This window comes from Metabacillus herbersteinensis (genome assembly GCF_042433335.1).
Lineage (GTDB): Bacteria > Bacillota > Bacilli > Bacillales > Bacillaceae > Metabacillus > Metabacillus herbersteinensis.
Genome location: NZ_JBHLVO010000021.1, coordinates 19,133 through 40,515, shown reverse-complemented (window position 1 = coordinate 40,515; position 21,383 = coordinate 19,133). Strand labels below are relative to the sequence as shown.

Below are 21,383 nucleotides of genomic sequence, written 5' to 3'. Positions count from 1 at the left end.
ATATTGAAACAGAAAACCCCTGCTTATGTCCTGGAATACGCAGTATATGGATATAGCAATCGAACCATCGATTTACAGGTCAACACATCCAATGGTCATTTCATAACCCTTGATGGAAAAAATGGTGAAGTAAAGGATTTCACAGGTAGTTTGGACAAGGTTAAAGACTTGAATTTTTCTGATATTGAAAAAGAAATTTTACAAATGAAACAAGTAGATGAAAAAGAGTGGGAACGTTTTAGAGAGCAAAGTTCCTGGTTGTGGAGAGAGAAGTCAAATGATCAATCAAACCTACACTTTACTCATAGTTTCGGATATACAGAAGGTGAAGCCCATTTTAGCTATTCAGAGAGTATTGACTATTTAAAGTTCAGGCCTAGCTCTACTAAGAATGATACAAGAGAAGCTGCGTACAAAGCAGTAGAAAAGGCAAATGGCAATGAGAAGATTTATGCGAAGAGAGCCAAACTTACTCATGTAATTGATAACAATGACACTATTAGAGAAGCTTGGCTAGTAGTAATCCAGCCAGTTGGAAAAGCTGAACATCGCTTATATCTCGTGGATGTTGAAACGCAAAAGGTGGATGCTATTTATGAATAGGAAGGAAGAATGTGCTGTTTTTCAAGATTTAGTTGAATTGTATCTGGATAAGGATTTAGAGCAGGATTCGATGGAATGGATGGAGAAACATGAAAATAAATGTCAGTATTGCTTGGATCGAAGGAATGATCCAGAAGCTTTGCCTGAACGGTCCAATGATGATCAAGAAAAGATTTGGTCAATACGAGTAGTGATTTTCATTTTATATACATCATTCGTCGTGTTGTCCATTTGGATGTCTGCGTGGTATTTTTGGTAAATGAAAAATTGGCATAGTTTAGAAGACTTGTATCAACAATATCATTCAGAGATCTTTCGCTATCTATTCAAAAGAGTACGTCATAAAGAAACAGCACAAGATCTTGCTCAAGAAACATTCTTAAAAGCATTCAATGGCTTGGCAAGCTTTAAGGGGCAATCGTCAGTGAAAACATGGCTCTATACAATTGCACATAATTCATTCATAAATTGGTATCGAAAAGAGATGAATTACACGTACAACTCAATAGATAACTTCAGTTTTATAAATGAAAACGCTGATCAAAACCCAGAGGAATACCTTGCAAAGAAAGTTAGACAGGAACAGGTTATGGATACAATTTATCAATTAAAGGAAGATTTCCAACATGTCATTATCCTTAGAGAATTTCAAGAGCTGTCCTACCAAGAGATCTCAGAAGTGCTAGGCTGGAAAATTTCTAAAGTGAAAACTAGTTTACATCGAGCAAAGCTAGAGTTTCGAAAAACACTAAGTAAAGCCGAGGATGATCGATATGAAGTGTAGTCTAGTTCGGGATTTACTCCCTCTATATATAGAGCAAGACTGTTCACAAGTTACAAAAAAGCTTGTTGACCATCACTTAGAAAGCTGTGAAACATGTAAAAAAGATTATGAATTAATGGAAAAGCCTCTGGAACTGAGAATTGAAATAGAAGATATCACACTAGTCGATGGAAAAGAAAATGCGAATGCAATGTGGAAAAAATATTACGGAAAATTGATTCTTCAAGGAGTTTTATTGTTTTTATTCGTGTATTCAATTATTGTTTTTTTAATTATTGGATGAAAGTAGGGTGAAAGAAATGACAAAATTTAAAATCCCTGCAATTTTTATAGGAAATCTAATGTTCTGTTAAGCGGCACAATTCTTCAGTAAAGAAGTATAGAGGTGATATAGATGAGAAGATTTATTGCCGACCTTGCTGGAGCAATATTTGACATTATAAATTTTATTTTAACAAGTATCAGTTATTTGATTAGTGGTATGTTAATAGTCGGTTTACCACTTTACCTTTTAGTGATGGTGTTTGAACTATTTAGTAAGTGATTATTTTAATGGGGCTTTAGTTGAACAAGAAAACAAACAAAAAGGATCTCAAAATCTGAGTCCTTTGTCTGTATTGATCTTCCGCAACCGGCCGCAGGGCTTTGCTAGGTTTAGTTAGTATGATCCAAAGTTATTACTACATTTCCCTTTTTGTGTCCATTTTCTACATATCTGTGAGCCTCGGGAATTTGTTCCAGTGGGTAGCGTCTATCTATGACCGATTTTATCTTACCCGTCTCAATAAGTTCTTTGAGGAAAATTAAATCTTCAGTACGTACCTTTGCTATCCCTTGCCCTTCAACTGACACGTATGTCCCGTTCGGAGTAAGTGCTTTCTTGCAATTTGATTTCGAGCTTTTCCCAACTGCATCAAAGATGATATCATAACGCTCTTCTCTTTTCGTAAAATCCTCTTTCGTATAATCAATTACCTTGTCGGCTCCCAGCGATTTCACCAATTCAAAATTTGCGGCACTACATACCCCGGTAACTTCTGTCCCAAAGTATTTGGCAAGCTGTACCGCGGAAGTCCCTACCGAACCGGAAGCTCCATAGATAAGAACTTTTTGTCCGCCCTGGATATTTCTTTTTCTAAGAAAATGCAGTGCTGTAGTTCCACCAAAAAGAACGGCAGCGGCTTCCTCATAAGTCACATTGGACGGTTTGATTGCCACTAATCCGTCTTCAGGTAGACAGGTGTACTCGGCATAAGCACCAAACCTCATCCCAGTTAGCGAAAAAACCGGGTCACCTTTCTTAAATCGTTTTACATCTTTGCCTATTGCTTCAATTTCACCTGCTAACTCCACCCCCAATATAGGTTTTCTTGGTTTTCTTAGACCCAAGAATATACGCATGGGGAACCATAACAAGATAGGACTATTGAAAGTCCGAACTCTTATGTCCCCTGATGCTACTGTTGTCGCATGAACTTTTACCAGTATTTCATTGTCCTTGGGAGTAGGTTTTTCTACCTCTTTGAGCTGAAGAACATCGGGTGGTCCGTATTTTGTGCATACAATTGCTTTCATAAGTTTCCTCCAAAATTGCTTTGATTTGATCATGTTAATCTTATGATATACTACACACAAAAATGTCATTGTACTTGTATTCAAACCAGAAAGAAAGAACGTACGTATATTTACAATGAAGATGAAGTGATCAAAAGCTTGTAGAATTAAAATTGATTAAGAAAAATTAATGGAAATCTTCAAGGTGAAAATATGACGCGCCTGTTAATAATGAGAATGAGGATGCTCCCTATGAGGTAAGCATAAGACCGAGTGAAATAAAGCTTTTAACATTGAAATATACATAAATGGATCAAAGGTTGAAAACGACGTTGAAAGTGGCATGGCTATGAATGTTAATATCATGGTGAAATCTGAGGGTGAAGTAAGGACTCTATGAGAAATGAAGAAAAAAAGGATGAGTAATCTTCCACGATCGGGCGTAATTCTAGTACAAGGTATTGTGTCTTTTTTAGTTATCATCTTAAACATGGTATTGCTTATTTGATCCAAACTGTGCCATCTGATTTTGTAACAAATAAATACAGGGTAAAAAGATTATTCTTTTTTACCCTGTTCAAGTAAATCAATGATTTTATCCAGTTTCTTTTCGATGTTATTTGACTTGCTCTCTTGTTTTCTACCAAAAAAATAGAAATAATTTTTGTTGCTGTAACTTGGTTGCTGTCATGGAGTGTGTTAAAAGCCAGGAGAAAATAATTCAAACTAAAGGGGCTTTCCTTTAATTATCTTCAATAATCAGGCGCTTTTTCTAAATATGGAATTCGTCCTTTTTCACGTCTTCCAACGTTTTTAGGCCGTAACCTGGAAGAGTGAAGAGGCTAGGGTCGGCATTTTTATACTTAGGCTGATACCTTCATAGTGTAATAAAAGAAGCTCTAAATGTTATACTCGCAAATTCCCCTGCATAAATTCTATATTGAGAATTAAGAGGCAGGTGGGCTGAATATGGACACGTATTATCTTAGAAAAGCGATCCATTACTATCACACAAAAATACAAGAAACAAATAATCCTTATTATTGGTTCTATCTGGCTGATGCGCAGGTAAGAGCGGGATTAACAGAAGAAGCACTGCAAACGATTGATAACGCCTTGTCGTTCCCAAATCCGTATCCTTCAAAGCAAGAGCTACTGGAAATGAAGGCGAAGCTTCAGCATGATCCTTCAAGAGAAATGAATTCGAACAGACCTTCAATTGTGGCTACAAAGCGGGGTGATATTCAAGGGGACGGTATAATTGACAATGTCCTCCTTACCGCAAATAAAACCCCTAATAGTCCATTTAGGAAAAATATAACTCTGGTCGTCCAAAATGGAAGTACAAATCACATTCAGCAAATCCCGTTTAAAAATAACGTGGGATACAATCCGACACTCTTTCTTGGTGATTTTACAGGAAACAAGGTCGATGATATTTTAGTGGTCATTGATACGGGAGGAAGCGGCGGTGCTATATATGCGTATGTATTTTCTTATATTAACGGTCAAATGAGACAGATTTTTAATTCCGATGTATTCAATAATGACTATAAGTACGGTGTTACCTATCAAGATCAATACAAAGCGACTGTGATTAGTCATAAACTAAAAGAAAAGTACATTCTTGATCTTAATTACAAGGGCAAGGAATATTTAACTGATATTTATAGCAAGAATGGTGTTTTGAAGGCACCAATAGAAGGCTGGGTCAATCCTTTGTCTGGTTTATATCCGGTTGATTTTAATAGGGACGGCATATATGAGCTCGAAGCGTATCAGAGGATAGCCGGGAGGTACAATGCTGACTCACTTGGATTTGTACAGACCGTATTGAAATGGAACGGGCAGGTGTTCGGTCCTGACCGGCAGAATGTGGCCATCTTTGGCGGAGAAATATAGCTGCTGGATTCAGATTCATTATTTTTGTAAGAAAGGTATCTAAAAGAAGAAACTTCTTCTGTGTACGAGATTAATAAGACTTATTTTCATGGTAATTTTTAATCATTGTATCCTCTGAAAAATCTAAGATGTAATAGATGAAGCAAAAATAAATATGGATAAGTAAATGCCGAATGCCAATATTTCCAACCGTTGTGATAAAAATATCCTGACTTTATGGAGAGAAACTCGAAAAAAAGGCAAAAAATAGTCCAACAAAAAATATAGAAAAATTGATATAGTAATGATTTTTTAAATGGATAGAAGTTCATGAATAAAACGCCTGATGAAGGGAAAAGCAACAGAATAGGTAAAAAACCAGCAAACTGGACACCAGGAGAAAAATAACCATATAAATTATATTTAAGATCGAAGGTTATATCAGTAAAAAATCCTAAAACTATCGAAAATAAGGCAATAGCATATAATTCAGATTTTTTTAATCTTTTTGGGACAAATATAGCCACGGTCATGAAAATTATTACAGAGATGATTAAGAAAACCATAAACAATTCCCTTTCTTGTCAAAAAATGTCGAAACAATAGATAGTGTTACCTAAAAAAAACTGGATAAACGACATTGTGATAAAAAGAAAAGTAATACTATTATGCTAAAACCTAAATGGTTAAAAGAAGTGCACATGAGTTAATTAACGTTTAGTTGTTGCGTAGTACGAAAACAATATGCTAGATAAGATTAGCTTGTTCAACAATCAGGCGCCATTCTTTAATAAGAAGGCGTCTTTTGCCTTTGGTCATATTCTTGAATAAGAGTAGGAATAGTAGAAAGTGAATCGAAGGTCTATGTTATTCAATTAATGAAGGCAGAATAGTTTTGAATAAGACATAAGCAAAAATGATAGGAGTTTAACATATGGAATTTGAAAAGTATATGGAATCCAATTTTCCAAACTTATCACTTCGACCCGCTTTGTTTTATAGCTGGGATATCGGAATTCGATTTGAATTAGGGGTTGAATGGAAAAGAGAATATGATTATGAGAACAGTCCTTATCTTAAAGGAGTTTATAAAGGGGTAATCAACTTGTTTAAATCTTTACATTTAGATGATGAAGAGATTTTTATCGTAGCAAATGTAAATGATTACGGAGATAAAAAAACATTTAAACACAAAATTAATATTTTCTATCCTTTTGTGAGGGATAAGAGTGTTCTATTCAAATTAAAGCATAAAGTAATACCGTACATATTTCCTGAAGATGATGAAGAAGGTCTATATAAAACACATAGGTTTATTCTTAGATGTAAAACATCAGATATTAGATATGTCCCTCTTTTAAAAGCTATATGCAATCAGGATATGGGAATAAAACCAAGCATTTTTCATGATATCTTTTTTATTAATATTAATAGAGAGACCATTTTTCATGTTTATGATGATAGAGGTTGTGATTTGTTGGCTAAATCACCTGAAACTATTCGTTGTATTTATAATTCATACAACGAATGGATTTTGGATTACGATAGAGAAGAAATTGATAAAGTATTTAGATGATTATTTAGAAAATAACAATTTTATTGAACTGAGGGGAGCTTTTCTTCAATAAGGTCTTTGAAACGATCTTTCAACAATCGGGCAAGATGCTTAAATAGGGGCATAAGAGAACTTCAAATTCATCTAATGAGTGGCACCTCTTCACAGTTAAATCTAGAAGTGAAGCAAAGGTATATTATTTCATAGAAAATGTACTACTGCCTTTTCATCGTGTTAATAAATAAGACTTTTTGTTAATCTAACGAGTGAGATACTTAAATAGAGCATCTCATTTGTTATTCCACGAACTGGCGCATTTCTTGAAAGAGAATTAGCGCTTTTTTTATGCAAGTAAAAGCAGAGAATCAAATAAGTTAGGTGCACCGTAAGTATTAGGTAATTGTAATTACTTGCTGTAAGAGATTTTGCTATAAGAAAAGTATTTATAACTTATAGAAATAGTCATATCACTAGTTTATGATTAAAAGGAAGATGATGAAAACAACTAGGCATAGGTGGGGTTAAGTTGATTCTTTTAGACTATATTATTAATCTTTCAATTTTTTCTCTAATGGTTAGTACGCCATTAGTCATTAGCTCATTTATCAACTATAAACCACATAAGCAGTTTCGCCTTTGGGTTAGCGTATATGCAGGAATTGTTTCCGTTATTCTCGTTATGTTATCTATCCAGCAGCATGGTTATTCTTACGATATTCGATACGCGCCTGTCATCCTGGTTTTTGCTTATCTTGGACCAGTTGCAGGATTAATTACTGGGTTATTTTCATTGATTACAAGACTGTATACAAGTGGTCAATGGTACCCAGCTATTATGGGGTGGACAATTATCATGATTTGTTTTTCAGTCATACATTTTTATATATCCAGTCTCACACAAGTAAAAAAATGTGTCATTCTATTTGGATCTTATCTTGTAATCTATGTGATTACTGTACCATTCGTTTTCAACATATTTAGAGATAATCCAGTTTTTCATTTACAATATCTACTTTTTGTGATGTTTGGAGTGATCGTAGGTGGATTACTTATTGAGTCATATTTGAAATTATATAGAATAATTACTGAAAAAAAGAGAATGGAGAACACACTAGCAGCAAGTGAATCAAAATACCGATTAATCGCGGAAAACACGACAGATCTCATAATGGTTATTGATAAAGAGCACTCAATTAGTTACTATTCTCCTTCCCATGAGCAAGTATTAGGGTACAATTCCTCTGATCTGGAAGTAATTGGATTATGTATGTTAATTCATCCGGACGATGTTTATTTGTTTAGAAATAATATTAAGACAATGTTTGAAAATATAGAATCTTATTCAATGGAATTCCGTCTCCAACACAAAGATGGTCATTGGATAGAATTTGAATCCCGTTGTATGCCTGTAAAGGGTGAGGAACATTTCATAGAGAATATCGTCCTAATAAGCCGAGACATCTCTGAACGTTTAAAAGCAGAGGAAATTCTGTTGCAGTCTGAGAAGCTATCTATTGTCGGGGAACTTGCAGCAGGAGTGGCACATGAAATACGGAATCCTCTAACCACAATAAAAGGTTTTATTCAGCTTTATAAAAGAGGGAATAGTTCGATTATTGAATATAATGATTTACTTTTAAGCGAACTGGAGCGTATTGAAACGATTACAAGTGAACTGCTATCTTTAGGAAAACCCCAAGCGATTCAGCTTAACCGGACAAATTTACTAGAATTGGTTGAAAATACGCTTGAGTTACTATCCCCTCAGGCCCATATGAATAATATCCAGTTCAAACTAAAGTTTGAAGAATCAACTTTTTTATAACTTGTGAGAAGAATCAATTAAAGCAGGTATTCCTAAATATTCTAAAGAATGCGATTGAGGCTATGCAAGAAGGTGGGGATATTGAAATAAACCTACGAAAAGGTGCAAATGGTGAGTGTATTATTTCTTTTCAAGATCAGGGCTGTGGAATCCCAGAAGAAATACTTCCTCGTTTAGGCGAACCTTTTTATAGTTTAAAAGAAAAGGGAACCGGACTCGGTTTAATGATTTGTAATAAAATTATCAAGCAACACAATGGTGGTATTACTTATAAAAGTAAAGTGAAAGAAGGAACTTTAATCGAGATCAGGTTACCTTTGACAAATTAATAAACTTCTTTTAGATGGTTATGGTATTGAAAAATATTTTAAAGGACATTTTAAAAATTTTGAAACAGTACAAATATTAGTGAATTAATAGTTAAACAGTCTTGTTATAATTTCATTCTTCAACAATCGAGCGCAAAAATCTTAAACGAGAAGTATCTCAAACTATCATCCTTGTTGGAATTGGATATTGATAAAGCAGAACGAGAGTATTTATTTTGGTTGAATGAAAAAGGAATCAAAACCCATTATTACAAAAAATATAGAGTTTATCATGAGAGCTATATTAAAACTCCAATAGCAAGTTTTTTAAGGAATGTTTATACTATCTTGTTCCATTTGACTGATCAACGAGAAGAATGGGAAAAAGTCAAATGGGATGTTCGGGTTTTACATGATAAATACGGTGTCGATTACAACAAAAGCCAAAGGAACTAAGAACAAACCTCTCTAAATTCCTCTAAATTAAGGAATTTTCATGAGAGGTTTGTTTTTATATGTCCCTCTTCGAAAAATACTTCCGAGTATCTTCACGTATTTGTTTGGGTAAGACACGATCAAGTTCTTCATTTAACCATGATAGTGTTTTACTACGCAATTCATCACGCATTTTTTCTTCCCCAGAGAGCATAACTAAATTGATGGTGCAAGAGGAAGGAGCTGAACAGCAGTTTTCTCTATACAAATAACCATTATTTTTAATATTTTTACATTGAAAAATAGGCTTAGATCCCTCAACTGCTTCAATAACATCCCAAAAGGAAATATCTTCTGGGGACTTAGATAACCTATATCCTCCCTTTACACCAGGGACAGAACTAACAATGCCAGCCTTAGATAATTTACCGAATACTTTTGAAAGAAATGTCTCAGAAAGTCCTTGGAATTCTGCCAAATCCTTTATCCCAACACTTACCTTTGATGGAGCATCAATTAAATAAACCAGACAATGTAAAGCATATTCAACTCCGACACTATACTGCATATAAACTCACCTGCTTTTGATTTTAAGGGCTATAAAATTGTATCTAGTATTTAGAGTGTTAGTCAAATAAAAGTAACCTGTTTTTGGTAAACCATATTGATTTGACAAAAATAATTATAGTATATATTATAGACAATATTAATCGCCGATTAAATTAGTCTTTAATTAAAACTTAAATTCATTTCAAAGGGGAAATAAAAATGAACAAAACACTTATCATTAATGCACATCCAAAAATAGATGATACTTCTTCCGTTAGCTTGCAGGTTTTTAACCACTTTTTGAAGGCTTATAAAGAGTTAATTCCTAATAGCGAGGTAATTGAACAGATTAACTTGTACAGTGATGTAGTGCCTATGATAGATAAAACAGTTTTAGGTGCATGGGAAAAACAACGAATAGAAGAGGAACTAACTAGCCAAGAACAAAAAGTAACAGAGCGTATGTCCGAGGTCTTACAACAATTTAAAAGTGCAAATACGTATATCATCGTTTTACCTTTGCATAATTTTAATATTCCTTCAAAGTTAAAAGATTACATGGACAATATCATGATCGCACGTGAAACTTTTAAATATACTGAAAATGGGTCAGTGGGTCTACTGAAAGACGGACGAAGAATGCTTGTCATACAAGCAAGTGGATCAATCTATACCAATAATGATTGGTATACAGAAGTTGATTACTCTAATAAATACCTGAAGTCAATGTTCAATTTCCTTGGTATTGAAGATTATCAAATCATTCGGGCACAAGGAACTGCTTTATTAAAACCAAATGAAGTATTACAAAAAGCATATAAAGAAGCTGAAGAAGCAGCTTCAAGATTAGCAGTTGAATTAGTACAAAATTAAATTAAAGATAAAACAACATCTAATAGTGTTCGTTGAGGGGGAATAAAGCCGTTTCTCATATAGAGAAACGGCTTTATATAGTGAAGTATGTTAAAAAATGTACTTAAAAAAACGGGTAGCTTTAGTTGAAGAAGAAAGGACATAACATATTAGTCATATAAAATATGTTATGTCCTTTAATTTATTTACCTTTTTTTAATTTAGGTCTTGATAAACCTGTGAGGAATGCCTTTTATCTTTGTTTAAAATTAAAAGGATATTTATATAACAATAACAATATAATTAAATACAATAATTTTTTATTGCAAAACGATAAAACGTGTATTATAATCAAATTAACAATAAATAAGTGAGGTGCTTTTTATGAAACATGGTTCAACACTCTTTTTAAAGATAGCTGTTTTTCTTATTGGAACTCCAGTTCTTGCTTTGTGTATATTTGGGTTGTCTAGGTTAGCTAATAATCCAGTAAATCCAGATTATGCCCATATACTATATCCCATTTTAATAGGTATGTATGTATCAGCGATACCGTTTTACATTGCATTGTATCAGGCTTTTAGACTTTTAAGTTATATTGACAAGAACAAAGCTTTTTCACAAATTTCTGTTAAAGCTTTAAAGAATATAAAATACTGTGCAATCACAATCAGTACCTTGTATGTGGTAATGATGCCATTCGTTTATCTCGTAGCAGAGAAAGACGATGCCCCAGGTCTCATAATAATCGGAATGGTCCCTATCTTTGCTTCAATGGTAATCGTTGTATTCGCTGCTGTTCTTCAAAGACTTTTACAAGAAGCGATTGATATAAAATCGGAAAATGACTTAATAGTCTGAGGTGATAACAATGGCAATTATAATCAATATTGATGTGATGCTGGCTAAAAGGAAAATGAGCGTAACAGAACTCTCGGAGAGGGTTGGAATAACAATGGCTAATCTTTCTATATTGAAAAATGGAAAGGCAAAAGCGATTCGATTATCAACTTTAGAGGCGATTTGTAAGGCTTTAGAATGTCAGCCTGGAGATATTTTAGAATACCGAAGTGATGAAGACACCCAAGATTAATAAAATGGGAATATTTAACATCGGGAGGAGGGGTACAAATTATGAGGCACTAAAACAACTCGTTCGTTTTGGTTGGGAGCAGGCCCTATCATGTTTGTTTCCTGTCGTTATTTTTGCCTCTTTGGCTTTTACACAAATCATGCCACTTCCCCTCCTACCACGGTATGACTGGCTGCTCATCATCTGCCTTCTGATGCAGTGGTGGATGGTGTATTCTGGGCTTGAAACACGGGATGAACTAAAGGTTATCACATTGTTCCACCTTATTGGACTTGCTCTTGAACTTTTTAAGGTACATATGGGCTCCTGGTCTTATCCAGAGGAAGGATATTTCAAAATTTTTGGAGTGCCTTTGTATAGCGGATTCATGTACGCAAGTGTAGCGAGTTATCTTTGCCAGGCGTGGAGGAGGTTAAAGGTTGAACTGGTTAAGTGGCCACCGTTTTTGGTAGTTGTGCCTCTTGCAGCTGCGATTTATTTGAATTTTTTCACCCACCATTATTGGATTGACGTCCGCTTTTGGTTATCTGGACTTGTCATTATCGTCTTTTGGCAATCATGGGTCACATACGAGGTTGATGGAACTCGTTACCGTATGCCACTCGCACTTTCTTTTGTGCTCATCGGATTTTTTATATGGATAGCCGAAAATATCGCAACGTTCTTTGGAGCTTGGGAATATCCAAACCAAACCGATGCATGGAGTCTCGTTCATCTAGGAAAGGTGAGTTCATGGCTCTTATTAGTGATTGTTAGCTTTCTTATAGTAGCGACGTTAAAGCAGGTTAAGGGAAAAATACCACTAGGATAGGTCCTCATCAATTTTTATAACTGTTAAGAACCCTCTTTTTTAAACAAGGGAGTTGTAAGTAGCAACTCCTATTTCTTATTGCGCTAAAGGTGGTTGCTGGTGAGACGAAGATTGCCTCGAAGGTTACGGAGAAGGATTCACCTGCCACCACCCGAATATGGCGGGAAATGGTTTAGTCCTTCGTTTCAGATGGCGTCTTTTTTATGACATCCGCATCACCTGCAACGTCAACGTGTGCTGTTTCTTTTTTCAGCTTTTCATTTATTTGTTTCATTTCTTCTATTTGACGTTTTGTAACCGATACTTCATTTACTTGCACAGGGTGTTTGTTTATTTCAACTTCTTCTTCTTTCAGAGGAATTCGAAGTTCCTCCTCATTTCCTACTTCTATTACCATTTCTTCACGCTTAATCGGAACGGTGAACGTTTTCTGTTCTTCGACGACTTCTTTATGAATCTTTACCTCACCCGTTTGTACTCGTTCTTTTTTTATGTCCAGCTGCTCTTCTCGTAATTGAAGTGTTTGTTCTTTATTTTCATTTGTTTTTTCAGAGGGTCCGTCGATGTTCCTTCTTGCATTTATTGTATAAATAATGCCGCAAACGATCGCTCCTAAAACAAGTCCTGTTATGATCGTAAAACCTGTTACCCAACCGATTATGCTACCGATTATCGCACCTATAGTAATATACTTTCCCATAGGACCTCCTGAAGTTCTTTTTTATGTAAAGAGGATAGAAAGAAACCTACTTAAACTAGAAGTTAAGTAGGTGGGAAAATTAGTCCTCTTTGATAATATCTGTATTACCATGCGATTCAACATCTGCAACTTCTTTACGAAGTACGTCACGTACTTGTTCTGTTTCTTGAACCGAACGTTTATGAGCAGAGACTTCACCAGTGACGACCGTATGCTTTTCTACATCAATTTTTTCAGCAGTTACTGGGATGTGAACCGCTTCTTCTTCTGTAATTGGTTCATCTGTTGGTTCGTGATCAACGGCTCTTTGTTCAATGACGACTTGATCATGTAAAACAGGGACATTCACTGATTGTTCTTCCTCAACAATGTCCTTATGAAGCGTCACATCACCCGTCTCCACCCGATGTTTGTCGATGTCCAATTCTTCCTCACGAAGATCAAGATGAATGTCTTCTGCTGCAAATTCTGTATCGGCAGTGCGATCTAGTTCACGTACCTTTTTTCGAGTTTCCTTTTGAGTTTCTTCTTCTTTAAATAAATCAAAAAAGCCCATGCTGAAAACCTCCTAAGAGATGTGTTGGATCGTACAACTAGTAATGTTACCTGTGTGAGTGAAAATATGCGCTTGAATTTTGGTGACTGTTTCTAAAAAGGCTTTCCATTGAACTTGGAAAGGGTTATTTTTATGCCATCCTCATTGATAAGGTGCCTGGCACTTATTAGTTATTTCCAATATACTCAAGTGAGTAAATATGTGTTTTCGTTAGATCAATGACTTCTTGGATAAATTCCTCTTGGGTTTCTTTGAAGCCATTTTGGATCCAATTCTGAAGGAGTCCGTAAAAGCCATAGGCTGTATAACGTTTAAAATAATCCATATTGACTGGGATATTGTTGATTGTTTCGAAAATAAATTGTTCCTTATAGATTTTTAAGATCGTTTGAGGGAACTGTGTGTGTAATCCGGGTATGGTGTCATCGTAGTTAATCAGTTCAAAAAAATTACGGTTTTTATAGATATAAGAAACGATATTAAAAGATGGTGCATTTAGCTTGGCTGTATAAACTTTGTGACCAGGTACATATGGTTTGCCTACTGAAGCTTCTAACCCTAAAAGCATGGAAACAAGTAAATCCTCAGCTAATTCAATTTTATCTGGGTAATGGATATAAAAGGTACTGCGATTATAAGCGGCATAATCGACAATGTTTTTTACAGTAACGGAATGGTAACCCTTCTCTTTTATGAGTTCAATCAATGCTTGCTTTAAATGTTCTTTTGTCCGATTTTGTCGCGCGGATGTCGTATTTTGTTTGTTATTCATGAAAAAACCTCCCTCAAGATAGACAGATTCATCATAAGTGTCTAACTAGTAGACACTTAATGATATCTTAATGATTGTTAAATGTGAACAAAATAGTACAATTAAATTGTAAACAAAATAATACAGATATTAGATCTGTCTAGTACTTTTCTCTAGAATGTGGTAAAGAAATTTTAATACTAGGAGGATTTAGGATGAGGAAATTACAAGATAAAGTAGCTTTGATTACCGGTGGTGCATCTGGTATTGGCGCAGCAACAGCACGTTTATTCGTTTCCGAAGGAGCCAAAGTGGTTCTTGTTGATTTAAATGAGGAAAAAGGGAAAGCTTTTGAAGCAGAGTTGAAAGCGCTTAATGCTGAAGCCCTTTTTATAAAGGCAAATATTACGAGTGAAGAAGAAGTCGCAAATATCTTTAAACAAACGGTTGAAACGTTTGGCAAAGTGGATGTTGTCTTCAACAATGCTGGTATTGGCCGTGTTCAACCTTCACATGATTTAGAATACGCTGAATGGCGCAAAACTTTAAATGTTGACTTAGATGGTGTCTTCTTAGTAGCACGTGAATCAATTCGTGAAATGTTAAAAACAGGTGGCGGTACCATTGTTAATACGGCATCTATGTACGGTTGGGTTGGGTCACCTGGTTCAGCAGCCTATAACGCAGCAAAAGGTGGCGTGATTAACTTAACTCGTTCACTTGCACTTGAATATGCAGAACAAAATATTCGTATTAACGCATTATGCCCTGGTTTTATTGATACACCAATTATACCGGAAGAAAGCAAGCAAGCTTTAGCTGCAGCCACACCGATAAAACGTCTTGGTAAAGCAGAAGAAATGGCAAAAGCAGTATTATTCATGGCTTCTGATGATTCTTCATTCATGACTGGTAATAGCTTAACGGTTGATGGTGGGTATACGGCGCAATAATAAATCATGGGGACGGATCTTTTGGTTCAAGTTTGAAACAGTGAATGGTTCTTGGTGATCTAGCTTTATGGGATTATTACTCGTACTACTTGGGTATATATCCTTATTGAGAGATATTTTAATTAAAAATATTCGAGCGGATATCTAAGCATAAGTTATTTATCGTTTCCTAGAGATCATAGGATCTTCCCCTTAGACCTAAAAACAAAAATAAAGGAGGAAATATACAATGAACAATCGTTTTGATGGGAAAGTGATATTAATTACAGGCGCAGGATCTGGTTTAGGTCAAGCCTCAGCTTTACAAGTAGCAAAAGAAGGAGCAAAACTTTCACTCGTTGATTTAAACACTGCTTCATTAGAAGAAACAAAAAGTAAAGTGTTGGAAGTTGCACCAAACACAGAAATGATCCTTATCACTGCGAATGTGGCAGATGAAGAAGCAGTTGAAAACTATGTAAATGAAACAGTTGAGAAATTTGGGAAAATCGATGGTTTCTTCAACAACGCAGGGATCGAAGGAAAACAAAACCTAACAGAGGATTTTGGCAATGATGAATTCCAAAAAGTAGTCAGTGTCAACTTAAATGGTGTGTTTTATGGTTTGAAACACGTATTGAAAGTCATGAGAGAACAAGGTTTTGGCTCTATTGTTAATACTGCTTCTGTTGGTGGTATTCGTGGCGTAGGGAACCAATCTGGTTATGCAGCTAGTAAACACGGCGTGGTCGGTTTAACAAGAAACTCTGGAATTGAATACGGTCAATACGGAATCAGCATCAAAGCCATTGCACCAGGCGCAATCATGACACCAATGGTCGAAGGTTCATTAAAACAAATTGACCCAAACAACTGGGAAGAAGTGGGGAAACAATTTGTTCAGCCAAACCCAATGAAACGTTTCGGTAAACCAGAAGAAGTGGGTTATTTGGTGGCATTCCTACTATCTGATCAATCCAACTTCATCAACGCAACCGTTATTCCCATCGATGGTGGACAATCTTATAAATATTAAGAAGTATGGAGATGGTTCTCCTGCTTCACATACTCTAACCGTCAATTTCTATTCCACCCGAAAAACTGATATTTCACCTTTTTCAATAGATGCTTATTATATTTTACTAACTATCCAATGTGTAGATATACAAAACAGAGAAGCACGGGAACCGTTCCCGTGCTTTCTTCGAATCTTTTGTGAAGAAGCATAATCAGATTTTTTAGCAAGTAGCTTAATTTATTAACAGAAACATTAAGTATTATGATTGAAATCCTTTAAAGAGATTTGAAACCTATTGTGACCGTCGTATTTTCATTCAAGCGATGATGAATAACTTGGCTGCTGCTTTAACATAGATCTTCGATAATATAAACCGTATATTAAAACAGCATTAATGATAACAAAGGAGAAGCAAATATAAATATTTCTATAAACAATTTCGGAAGATAAACTTTCTTGAATTGTTATTAATAATCCAGAAATTGTCACTCCGAGCCCCGCACCGAAAAATTGCATTAATTGGACTATTCCTATCCCTGAACCGATTTGAGATATTGGCAGAATCCTTGTTATCTCGTTAGAAATACTCGTGGAAAGTGCTGTAAAGCCAACGCTTGCGAACATATATATTAAAAGTATGAAATAGGGATTTAAGCTAGATAACAATGCAAATAGGATTGTGGCACTTAATAAAAATAATTGCCCAAAAATAATTAATGGTGCATTACCAAAACGGTCAATTAATCTTCCTATAAATTGTCCAGCAATCACTGCAATAATGGCTCCTGGAAAAATAATCATTCCTACCTCTGAGGGTCCTTTTCCGAATACAGTTGTAAGAATAATTGGCATTAAAAACAGATTTGAAAAGTTTATGAAAAAAGCTGAACAACCAATAAAAAGTAGTTTTGTATATTGCTTATTTCTGAGGAGTATTGGCGGAATAAACGGCTCTTCAATCTTATTAAGATATTTCCACCATATTGCAAAAAGAACGATTGTTCCTAATAAAATACTATACGAAAATGTGTTTAGAAAAAGTAACAGACCTGTAACACTAAGTCCCGTAAGAATAGCACCGTATAGATCGAAATGCCCTTTTTTAATAACCTCTTTAGGCAATAACTTTTGGAAGAAAGGAATAGATAGGACAGAAAATCCAGTGACAACGAAAAGATAATTCCATCCTAAGTATTGAGTAATAACTCCCCCTATAACAGGACCTAACCCAAATGCGAATGAGGCAGCTGAAGCAATAATTGACATCGCTTTTCCACGCCTTACTAGAGGTATATACCGCCCAGCCATTATCAAGCTTAATCCCATAACTGCTCCTGCCCCAGCAGCCTGAAGAATTCGAGCTCCTAATAAAATAAAAAAGTGAGTTGAAAAGAAACCGATTACCGATGCTATTCCTAATATACAAATTCCAATGAGTAGAAGTCTTGAGAGGGGAACAAAATCAGATAGTCTTCCAAAAGTCAACGTTGAAATGGCAAACATGATTGAATAACCTGAAACCAGCCATGATGCGGTTGATGAATTTAAGGAAAAGTCTTTAAGTACAAAGGGTAAAGCCACATTAAACATTGTTGTATTCATTACCACTAGCAAAGTGGTAAAACTCCATATTAAAATGAGTTTATTCTCTTGTAAGTGCATCTTGCTTTCAGTTTTGGAAGAAGCAGTTAAAATAGAAGGCATTTGATCCCGCCTTATTTTTAAAATATTCATAAAATTAACTTAAATCTATTATATTTCTTTGTATCCACAAGCTAAAATAGAATCTATAACCCAAATGGTATTAACGGGCTATAAAAACGGTGGATTCTTTATTGACCTCACTTTGAATTGACTTTCTTTTCAAGAGGCTATTAATATTATTCTGTTTTCAATCTTCTTCTAGCCGAATTTCCCTTCAAAATCATACATGTACTTGTAGAATGTGCAACGAGGCTTTGTTTTTCATCATATACATGGCATTCCAGCAATCCGACTGAGGAACCTTTTTTAATTAATTTTCCCTCAGCTCGAAGTTTTGATTTGAAAATAGGTTTAAGGAAATTTAATTTAATTTCCATCGTCGTAAAAAGTTCGTCCTCAGCTAACGTAGTAGCAAATGCATAGCCCATAGCAGCATCAGCTATGTCACATAATATGCCCCCGTGAAGTGTACCCATCGGATTGTGTAACCTTTCTGTGGCATCCATTTCTATCACAACCCTACCTTCTTCAACTTCTGATACGTTAAAGCCAATTACCTGTGCCGCAGGAGAACCTGGGATTTCCCCCATTGCCATTTTCTTTAATCCTTCTAATTTATTCATTATTTTCACCCTCCATATTAATAATGAAAAAGATTCGACAAAATCAATTACATTTTAGAACGTTCATTCTAAAAATATTAAACTAATACAGCTAAAGTTGAATCAATGATGTTTTGAAGTTTCTCTTTATCATCCGTTGTTTTGGATAATACTCTTATACCAATGAATGAATTATGAATAAATTGAGCTAATTTTTCTAGATCAAGTTGATCGGATAATTCCCCACTCATTTGTCCCTGCAATAATAGTTCGTAAATTAATGATTCCGTCTTACTAAAGCTTTTACTAATCCTGTCTGCAATTTCTTGGTCATGTAATGTTAATTCTACTGCTGTATTTACAATTAAACATCCTGGGGGTTTTCTATCATTAGAGAAAACCGTCATTTCAAATAATCTTCTTATCGCTAACTTGACTGAATTTATAGGTTTAATTTGTTGTTCGATTCTTTTCTCAGTAATTTCTTCAAAGAGTTGTAAAGCTCTTAGAAACAACGTCTGTTTATCACCAAATGTGTCATAAATACTTCTACGGTGTATGTTCATATAGTCTACTAAATCTTGCATAGACGTTTTTTCATATCCATTTCGCCAAAAAAGCACCATTGCTTTTTGCAAAACCTTGGCTTCATCAAATTCTTTGTGTCTAGCCATTTTTCACCCTCCTTTAAAAAAATTGTATCATTTTTAGAACGTTCGGTAAAGAATATTCTAACTATTCAGATAAGAAGGGGATATTGGCCAACGGGGACATCGCTATTTTCTGTTCATTTGTGAATTAGAGTTTGACCAATTGTTGAAATTTTTGAAAAGATAAGTTTTCTAAGTGCTCAATTAAATGTCCCAATACACGAAAAAGACGCGTTCCTAAAGAATCGCGCCAGATTACTTAAGAACGGTCTTATAGAGTATTAGCCAAAGATTTTCCAGAAAATCTCCCCCTTTAATAAGAGATTAAAAATAACTAAATTGGAAATAAATAGAATTGACTCTAAAAAAGGGGGAATGAAATTGAAAGAAAATAAATCAGAAACCAATATTAAAGGTACTGGTGAAAGTTCAGATTCATTAACCAATAGCCAAGGTCATCCCGTAACAGATAACCAAAATATTAGAACGGTAGGCAACCGAGGACCATCAACGCTTGAGAATTATGATTTTATCGAAAAAATTTCTCATTTTGACCGAGAAAGAGTGCCCGAACGAGTTGTTCATGCACGTGGAGCCGGTGCTCATGGATATTTTGAGGCTTATGGAAAAGTAGGAGATGAGCCGATTGCAAAATACACAAGAGCAAAGCTATTCCAAGAAGTAGGAAAACGCACACCACTCTTTGTTCGTTTTTCAACCGTTGCAGGTGGAATGGAATCGCCGGAAACAGCACGTGATCCTAGAGGCTTTGCAGTGAAATTTTATACTGAGGATGGAAACTGGGATCTTGTCGGTAATAATTTAAAAATATTCTTTATCCGAGACGCGATGAAGTTTCCTGACATGATTCATTCTTTTAAGCCCGACCCGGTTTCAAATTTAAGTAACCCTGAACGAATGTTTGATTTTCTCTCTCGTACACCAGAAGCGACACATATGGTTACATTTCTATTTTCTCCTTGGGGAATTCCGGCGAATTATCGCCAAATGCAGGGATCAGGTGTTAATACATACAAATGGGTCAACAAAGATGGAGAGGCTGTGTTAATTAAGTACCACTGGGAACCATTGAAACAGGGTATTAAGAACCTCACCCAAAAAGAAGCCGACGAGGTACAATCAAAAAATATAAGCCACGCTACCCAAGATTTGTATGAGGCAATTGAGCGTGGTGACTATCCTGTCTGGGAGCTTTGCGTTCAAATCATGAGTGATGACTACCATCCTGAGTTGGATTTTGATCCATTAGATGATACAAAATTATGGCCAACAGATAAATATCCGTTCTTAAAGGTAGGAAAAATGGTTTTAAACAAGAATCCAGAAAATTATTTTAATGAAGTTGAACAGGTAGCGTTCGGTACAGGAGTATTAGTAGATGGATTAGATTTTTCTGATGACAAAATGCTGCAAGGTAGAACGTTTTCCTATTCGGATACTCAGCGATATCGCGTAGGCACGAACTATTTGCAGCTTCCTATTAATGCACCGAAAAAGCGAGTTGCAACAAATCAGCGAGGAGGACAAATGTCATATCATGTGGATTTAGCACCAGGTCAAAATCCACACACAAATTATGAGCCTTCCGTTATTGGAGGCTTAAAGGAAGCAAAACAAATAGGTAAAGTCCATGAGCCACAGTATAATGACAAATTGGTTCGTGAAAAAATTGATCGCACAAATGATTTTGGACAAGCAGGTGATACGTATCGGAGTTTCGAGGACTGGGAAAGGGATGAGCTCATAAGTAATCTTGTAGATGCACTCAAAGTATGCAGATCTGAAATTCAGAATGAAATGATTAAATATTTCACCAATGCTGACGAGGATTATGGAAGACAGGTCAAAGAAGGATTAGCAAAAGCGATGGAAATGAAAAATGTTACGACACATACAAGCACGGCAGAAGCAGATGAAGCAACCAATAAGGCAAAACAGATGGGACATGAAGCAGATCCTTATTAAAATCGAATGGCCGAACTTTTAGTGAGTTCGGCCATTATTCATACTAAAAAGATTTTATGAGTCCTGTCTTCTAAGTTTCGAGCATTTCCTTTTGTTTTACCAACTAAAAGGATTTCAGAAGTTCATTTGTAGAAGAAGTGCTAGATGTGGCTTTGCAAGTGTACGAGAAGAAGTTAGATAAGCTGATGAAATGAGAAGTTGCTATTACTAAAGGCTGTTACAGTGACAGTCTTT

Annotated in this window: 24 protein-coding genes and 2 pseudogenes; 16 read left to right on the top strand and 10 right to left on the bottom strand. The window is 35.4% G+C overall.

Annotated features, from left to right (window positions below):
- The first annotated feature begins 3 nt into the window (after nt 1–3).
- The 4 genes from ACFFIX_RS19220 to ACFFIX_RS19205 are packed head-to-tail and all read left to right on the top strand — an operon-like array spanning nt 4 to nt 1,670.
- The gene (locus tag ACFFIX_RS19220; RefSeq protein WP_378936881.1) at nt 4–603 is read left to right on the top strand and encodes a hypothetical protein; all 600 of its coding nucleotides are present in this window, start codon (nt 4–6) and stop codon (nt 601–603) included.
- Entirely contained in the window at nt 596–862 is a 267-nt protein-coding gene (locus ACFFIX_RS19215) for a hypothetical protein (RefSeq protein WP_378936879.1), read from the top strand. The genes ACFFIX_RS19220 and ACFFIX_RS19215 overlap by 8 nt, the downstream gene beginning before the upstream one ends.
- Nucleotides 863–1,387, top strand: a complete 525-nt coding sequence (locus ACFFIX_RS19210) for an RNA polymerase sigma factor (RefSeq protein ID WP_378936876.1) — start codon at nt 863–865, stop codon at nt 1,385–1,387. It abuts the gene before it with no gap.
- Nucleotides 1,377–1,670, top strand: a complete 294-nt coding sequence (locus ACFFIX_RS19205) for a zf-HC2 domain-containing protein (protein ID WP_378936875.1) — start codon at nt 1,377–1,379, stop codon at nt 1,668–1,670. The genes ACFFIX_RS19210 and ACFFIX_RS19205 overlap by 11 nt, the downstream gene beginning before the upstream one ends.
- Before the next feature lie 371 nt (nt 1,671–2,041).
- On the opposite strand, the gene ACFFIX_RS19200 is transcribed toward ACFFIX_RS19205, so the two are convergent.
- Together ACFFIX_RS19200 and ACFFIX_RS19195 are read right to left on the bottom strand one after the other, a co-directional pair.
- Nucleotides 2,042–2,962 (bottom strand): NAD(P)-dependent alcohol dehydrogenase, encoded by a 921-nt coding sequence (locus tag ACFFIX_RS19200; protein WP_378936873.1) that lies wholly within the window; start codon nt 2,960–2,962, stop codon nt 2,042–2,044.
- 537 nt (nt 2,963–3,499) lie between these two features.
- Nucleotides 3,500–3,577 (bottom strand): annotated as a pseudogene (locus tag ACFFIX_RS19195) (hypothetical protein); the annotation flags it as partial.
- 561 nt (nt 3,578–4,138) lie between these two features.
- Here ACFFIX_RS19195 and ACFFIX_RS19190 point away from each other — a divergent pair.
- Nucleotides 4,139–4,843 (top strand): YybI family spore inner coat protein, encoded by a 705-nt coding sequence (locus tag ACFFIX_RS19190; protein WP_512700173.1) that lies wholly within the window; start codon nt 4,139–4,141, stop codon nt 4,841–4,843.
- A 98-nt stretch (nt 4,844–4,941) separates the two neighbouring features.
- Here ACFFIX_RS19190 and ACFFIX_RS19185 read toward each other — a convergent pair whose 3' ends face one another.
- Complete coding sequence (locus ACFFIX_RS19185; RefSeq protein WP_378936960.1) at nt 4,942–5,355, bottom strand: CBO0543 family protein; 414 nt, start codon at nt 5,353–5,355, stop codon at nt 4,942–4,944.
- 401 nt (nt 5,356–5,756) lie between these two features.
- Between ACFFIX_RS19185 and ACFFIX_RS19180 the strand changes: the two genes are divergently transcribed.
- The 4 genes and pseudogenes from ACFFIX_RS19180 to ACFFIX_RS19165 all read left to right on the top strand — a co-directional run.
- Nucleotides 5,757–6,398 (top strand): DUF3885 domain-containing protein, encoded by a 642-nt coding sequence (locus ACFFIX_RS19180; protein ID WP_378936871.1) that lies wholly within the window; start codon nt 5,757–5,759, stop codon nt 6,396–6,398.
- Nucleotides 6,399–6,903: 505 nt separating this feature from the next.
- Nucleotides 6,904–8,202, top strand: a complete 1,299-nt coding sequence (locus ACFFIX_RS19175; RefSeq protein ID WP_378936869.1) for a PAS domain S-box protein — start codon at nt 6,904–6,906, stop codon at nt 8,200–8,202.
- A 62-nt stretch (nt 8,203–8,264) separates the two neighbouring features.
- Nucleotides 8,265–8,531, top strand: a complete 267-nt coding sequence (locus ACFFIX_RS19170) for an ATP-binding protein (protein WP_378936867.1) — start codon at nt 8,265–8,267, stop codon at nt 8,529–8,531.
- Between the two features lie 135 nt (nt 8,532–8,666).
- A pseudogene (locus ACFFIX_RS19165) lies at nt 8,667–8,957 on the top strand (tyrosine-type recombinase/integrase); the annotation flags it as partial.
- Between the two features lie 64 nt (nt 8,958–9,021).
- Here the strand turns inward: ACFFIX_RS19165 and ACFFIX_RS19160 are convergent.
- Nucleotides 9,022–9,513: an RrF2 family transcriptional regulator gene (locus ACFFIX_RS19160; protein ID WP_378936865.1), complete on the bottom strand. Its 492-nt coding sequence runs from the start codon at nt 9,511–9,513 to the stop codon at nt 9,022–9,024.
- Nucleotides 9,514–9,713: 200 nt separating this feature from the next.
- Between ACFFIX_RS19160 and ACFFIX_RS19155 the strand changes: the two genes are divergently transcribed.
- The 4 genes from ACFFIX_RS19155 (at nt 9,714) to ACFFIX_RS19140 (ending at nt 12,250) form a co-directional block, all read left to right on the top strand.
- The gene (locus tag ACFFIX_RS19155) at nt 9,714–10,367 is read left to right on the top strand and encodes an FMN-dependent NADH-azoreductase (protein ID WP_378936863.1); all 654 of its coding nucleotides are present in this window, start codon (nt 9,714–9,716) and stop codon (nt 10,365–10,367) included.
- 363 nt (nt 10,368–10,730) lie between these two features.
- Nucleotides 10,731–11,207 carry a DUF2975 domain-containing protein gene (locus ACFFIX_RS19150; RefSeq protein WP_378936861.1) on the top strand — a complete coding sequence of 159 codons (477 nt, stop codon included), beginning with the start codon at nt 10,731–10,733 and terminating at the stop codon, nt 11,205–11,207.
- A 10-nt stretch (nt 11,208–11,217) separates the two neighbouring features.
- Entirely contained in the window at nt 11,218–11,439 is a 222-nt protein-coding gene (locus ACFFIX_RS19145) for a helix-turn-helix domain-containing protein (protein WP_057775318.1), read from the top strand.
- Nucleotides 11,440–11,443: 4 nt separating this feature from the next.
- A complete protein-coding gene (locus tag ACFFIX_RS19140; RefSeq protein ID WP_378936859.1) occupies nt 11,444–12,250 on the top strand; it encodes a DUF817 domain-containing protein in 807 nt (268 codons plus the stop codon).
- A gap of 172 nt (nt 12,251–12,422) precedes the next feature.
- Here the strand turns inward: ACFFIX_RS19140 and ACFFIX_RS19135 are convergent, their stop codons facing one another.
- The 3 genes from ACFFIX_RS19135 to ACFFIX_RS19125 all read right to left on the bottom strand — a co-directional run bounded on the left by ACFFIX_RS19135 (nt 12,423) and on the right by ACFFIX_RS19125 (nt 14,278).
- A complete protein-coding gene (locus tag ACFFIX_RS19135) occupies nt 12,423–12,950 on the bottom strand; it encodes a YsnF/AvaK domain-containing protein (protein WP_378936857.1) in 528 nt (175 codons plus the stop codon).
- Nucleotides 12,951–13,029: 79 nt separating this feature from the next.
- Entirely contained in the window at nt 13,030–13,506 is a 477-nt protein-coding gene (locus ACFFIX_RS19130; protein ID WP_378936855.1) for a YsnF/AvaK domain-containing protein, read from the bottom strand.
- Between the two features lie 166 nt (nt 13,507–13,672).
- Nucleotides 13,673–14,278 (bottom strand): TetR/AcrR family transcriptional regulator, encoded by a 606-nt coding sequence (locus tag ACFFIX_RS19125; RefSeq protein WP_378936853.1) that lies wholly within the window; start codon nt 14,276–14,278, stop codon nt 13,673–13,675.
- Nucleotides 14,279–14,472: 194 nt separating this feature from the next.
- On the opposite strand from ACFFIX_RS19125, the gene ACFFIX_RS19120 reads away from it, so the two are divergent.
- Both ACFFIX_RS19120 and ACFFIX_RS19115 read left to right on the top strand, forming a co-directional pair.
- On the top strand, nt 14,473–15,210 hold the full coding sequence (locus ACFFIX_RS19120; protein ID WP_378936851.1) for an SDR family NAD(P)-dependent oxidoreductase: 738 nt from the start codon (nt 14,473–14,475) through the stop codon (nt 15,208–15,210).
- Nucleotides 15,211–15,439: 229 nt separating this feature from the next.
- Nucleotides 15,440–16,225: an SDR family oxidoreductase gene (locus ACFFIX_RS19115; protein WP_378936848.1), complete on the top strand. Its 786-nt coding sequence runs from the start codon at nt 15,440–15,442 to the stop codon at nt 16,223–16,225.
- Between the two features lie 294 nt (nt 16,226–16,519).
- Here ACFFIX_RS19115 and ACFFIX_RS19110 read toward each other — a convergent pair whose 3' ends face one another.
- The 3 genes from ACFFIX_RS19110 to ACFFIX_RS19100 all read right to left on the bottom strand — a co-directional run bounded on the left by ACFFIX_RS19110 (nt 16,520) and on the right by ACFFIX_RS19100 (nt 19,187).
- Nucleotides 16,520–17,911 (bottom strand): MFS transporter, encoded by a 1,392-nt coding sequence (locus ACFFIX_RS19110; RefSeq protein ID WP_378936846.1) that lies wholly within the window; start codon nt 17,909–17,911, stop codon nt 16,520–16,522.
- Between the two features lie 176 nt (nt 17,912–18,087).
- Nucleotides 18,088–18,534: a PaaI family thioesterase gene (locus ACFFIX_RS19105; RefSeq protein WP_378936844.1), complete on the bottom strand. Its 447-nt coding sequence runs from the start codon at nt 18,532–18,534 to the stop codon at nt 18,088–18,090.
- Nucleotides 18,535–18,611: 77 nt separating this feature from the next.
- Nucleotides 18,612–19,187 carry a TetR/AcrR family transcriptional regulator gene (locus tag ACFFIX_RS19100; protein ID WP_378936842.1) on the bottom strand — a complete coding sequence of 192 codons (576 nt, stop codon included), beginning with the start codon at nt 19,185–19,187 and terminating at the stop codon, nt 18,612–18,614.
- Nucleotides 19,188–19,538: 351 nt separating this feature from the next.
- Between ACFFIX_RS19100 and ACFFIX_RS19095 the strand changes: the two genes are divergently transcribed.
- Entirely contained in the window at nt 19,539–21,149 is a 1,611-nt protein-coding gene (locus ACFFIX_RS19095) for a catalase (protein ID WP_378936840.1), read from the top strand.
- The last annotated feature ends 234 nt before the right edge of the window (nt 21,150–21,383 follow it).

Bases quoted from the DNA above. Each gene is read 5' to 3' on its own strand.
- ACFFIX_RS19205 (WP_378936875.1), top strand. From the start codon at position 1,377: ATGAAGTGTAGTCTAGTTCGGGATTTACTCCCTCTATATATAGAGCAA.
- ACFFIX_RS19170 (WP_378936867.1), top strand. From the start codon at position 8,265: ATGCAAGAAGGTGGGGATATTGAAATAAACCTACGAAAAGGTGCAAAT.
- ACFFIX_RS19190 (WP_512700173.1), top strand. From the start codon at position 4,139: ATGAATTCGAACAGACCTTCAATTGTGGCTACAAAGCGGGGTGATATT.
- ACFFIX_RS19145 (WP_057775318.1), top strand. From the start codon at position 11,218: ATGGCAATTATAATCAATATTGATGTGATGCTGGCTAAAAGGAAAATG.
- ACFFIX_RS19135 (WP_378936857.1), bottom strand. From the start codon at position 12,950: ATGGGAAAGTATATTACTATAGGTGCGATAATCGGTAGCATAATCGGT.
- ACFFIX_RS19180 (WP_378936871.1), top strand. From the start codon at position 5,757: ATGGAATTTGAAAAGTATATGGAATCCAATTTTCCAAACTTATCACTT.
- ACFFIX_RS19185 (WP_378936960.1), bottom strand. From the start codon at position 5,355: ATGACCGTGGCTATATTTGTCCCAAAAAGATTAAAAAAATCTGAATTA.
- ACFFIX_RS19110 (WP_378936846.1), bottom strand. From the start codon at position 17,911: ATGCCTTCTATTTTAACTGCTTCTTCCAAAACTGAAAGCAAGATGCAC.
- ACFFIX_RS19150 (WP_378936861.1), top strand. From the start codon at position 10,731: ATGAAACATGGTTCAACACTCTTTTTAAAGATAGCTGTTTTTCTTATT.
- ACFFIX_RS19125 (WP_378936853.1), bottom strand. From the start codon at position 14,278: ATGAATAACAAACAAAATACGACATCCGCGCGACAAAATCGGACAAAA.
- ACFFIX_RS19105 (WP_378936844.1), bottom strand. From the start codon at position 18,534: ATGAATAAATTAGAAGGATTAAAGAAAATGGCAATGGGGGAAATCCCA.
- ACFFIX_RS19120 (WP_378936851.1), top strand. From the start codon at position 14,473: ATGAGGAAATTACAAGATAAAGTAGCTTTGATTACCGGTGGTGCATCT.
- ACFFIX_RS19140 (WP_378936859.1), top strand. From the start codon at position 11,444: ATGGGAATATTTAACATCGGGAGGAGGGGTACAAATTATGAGGCACTA.
- ACFFIX_RS19100 (WP_378936842.1), bottom strand. From the start codon at position 19,187: ATGGCTAGACACAAAGAATTTGATGAAGCCAAGGTTTTGCAAAAAGCA.
- ACFFIX_RS19210 (WP_378936876.1), top strand. From the start codon at position 863: ATGAAAAATTGGCATAGTTTAGAAGACTTGTATCAACAATATCATTCA.
- ACFFIX_RS19095 (WP_378936840.1), top strand. From the start codon at position 19,539: ATGAAATTGAAAGAAAATAAATCAGAAACCAATATTAAAGGTACTGGT.
- ACFFIX_RS19215 (WP_378936879.1), top strand. From the start codon at position 596: ATGAATAGGAAGGAAGAATGTGCTGTTTTTCAAGATTTAGTTGAATTG.
- ACFFIX_RS19115 (WP_378936848.1), top strand. From the start codon at position 15,440: ATGAACAATCGTTTTGATGGGAAAGTGATATTAATTACAGGCGCAGGA.
- ACFFIX_RS19200 (WP_378936873.1), bottom strand. From the start codon at position 2,962: ATGAAAGCAATTGTATGCACAAAATACGGACCACCCGATGTTCTTCAG.
- ACFFIX_RS19130 (WP_378936855.1), bottom strand. From the start codon at position 13,506: ATGGGCTTTTTTGATTTATTTAAAGAAGAAGAAACTCAAAAGGAAACT.
- ACFFIX_RS19155 (WP_378936863.1), top strand. From the start codon at position 9,714: ATGAACAAAACACTTATCATTAATGCACATCCAAAAATAGATGATACT.
- ACFFIX_RS19160 (WP_378936865.1), bottom strand. From the start codon at position 9,513: ATGCAGTATAGTGTCGGAGTTGAATATGCTTTACATTGTCTGGTTTAT.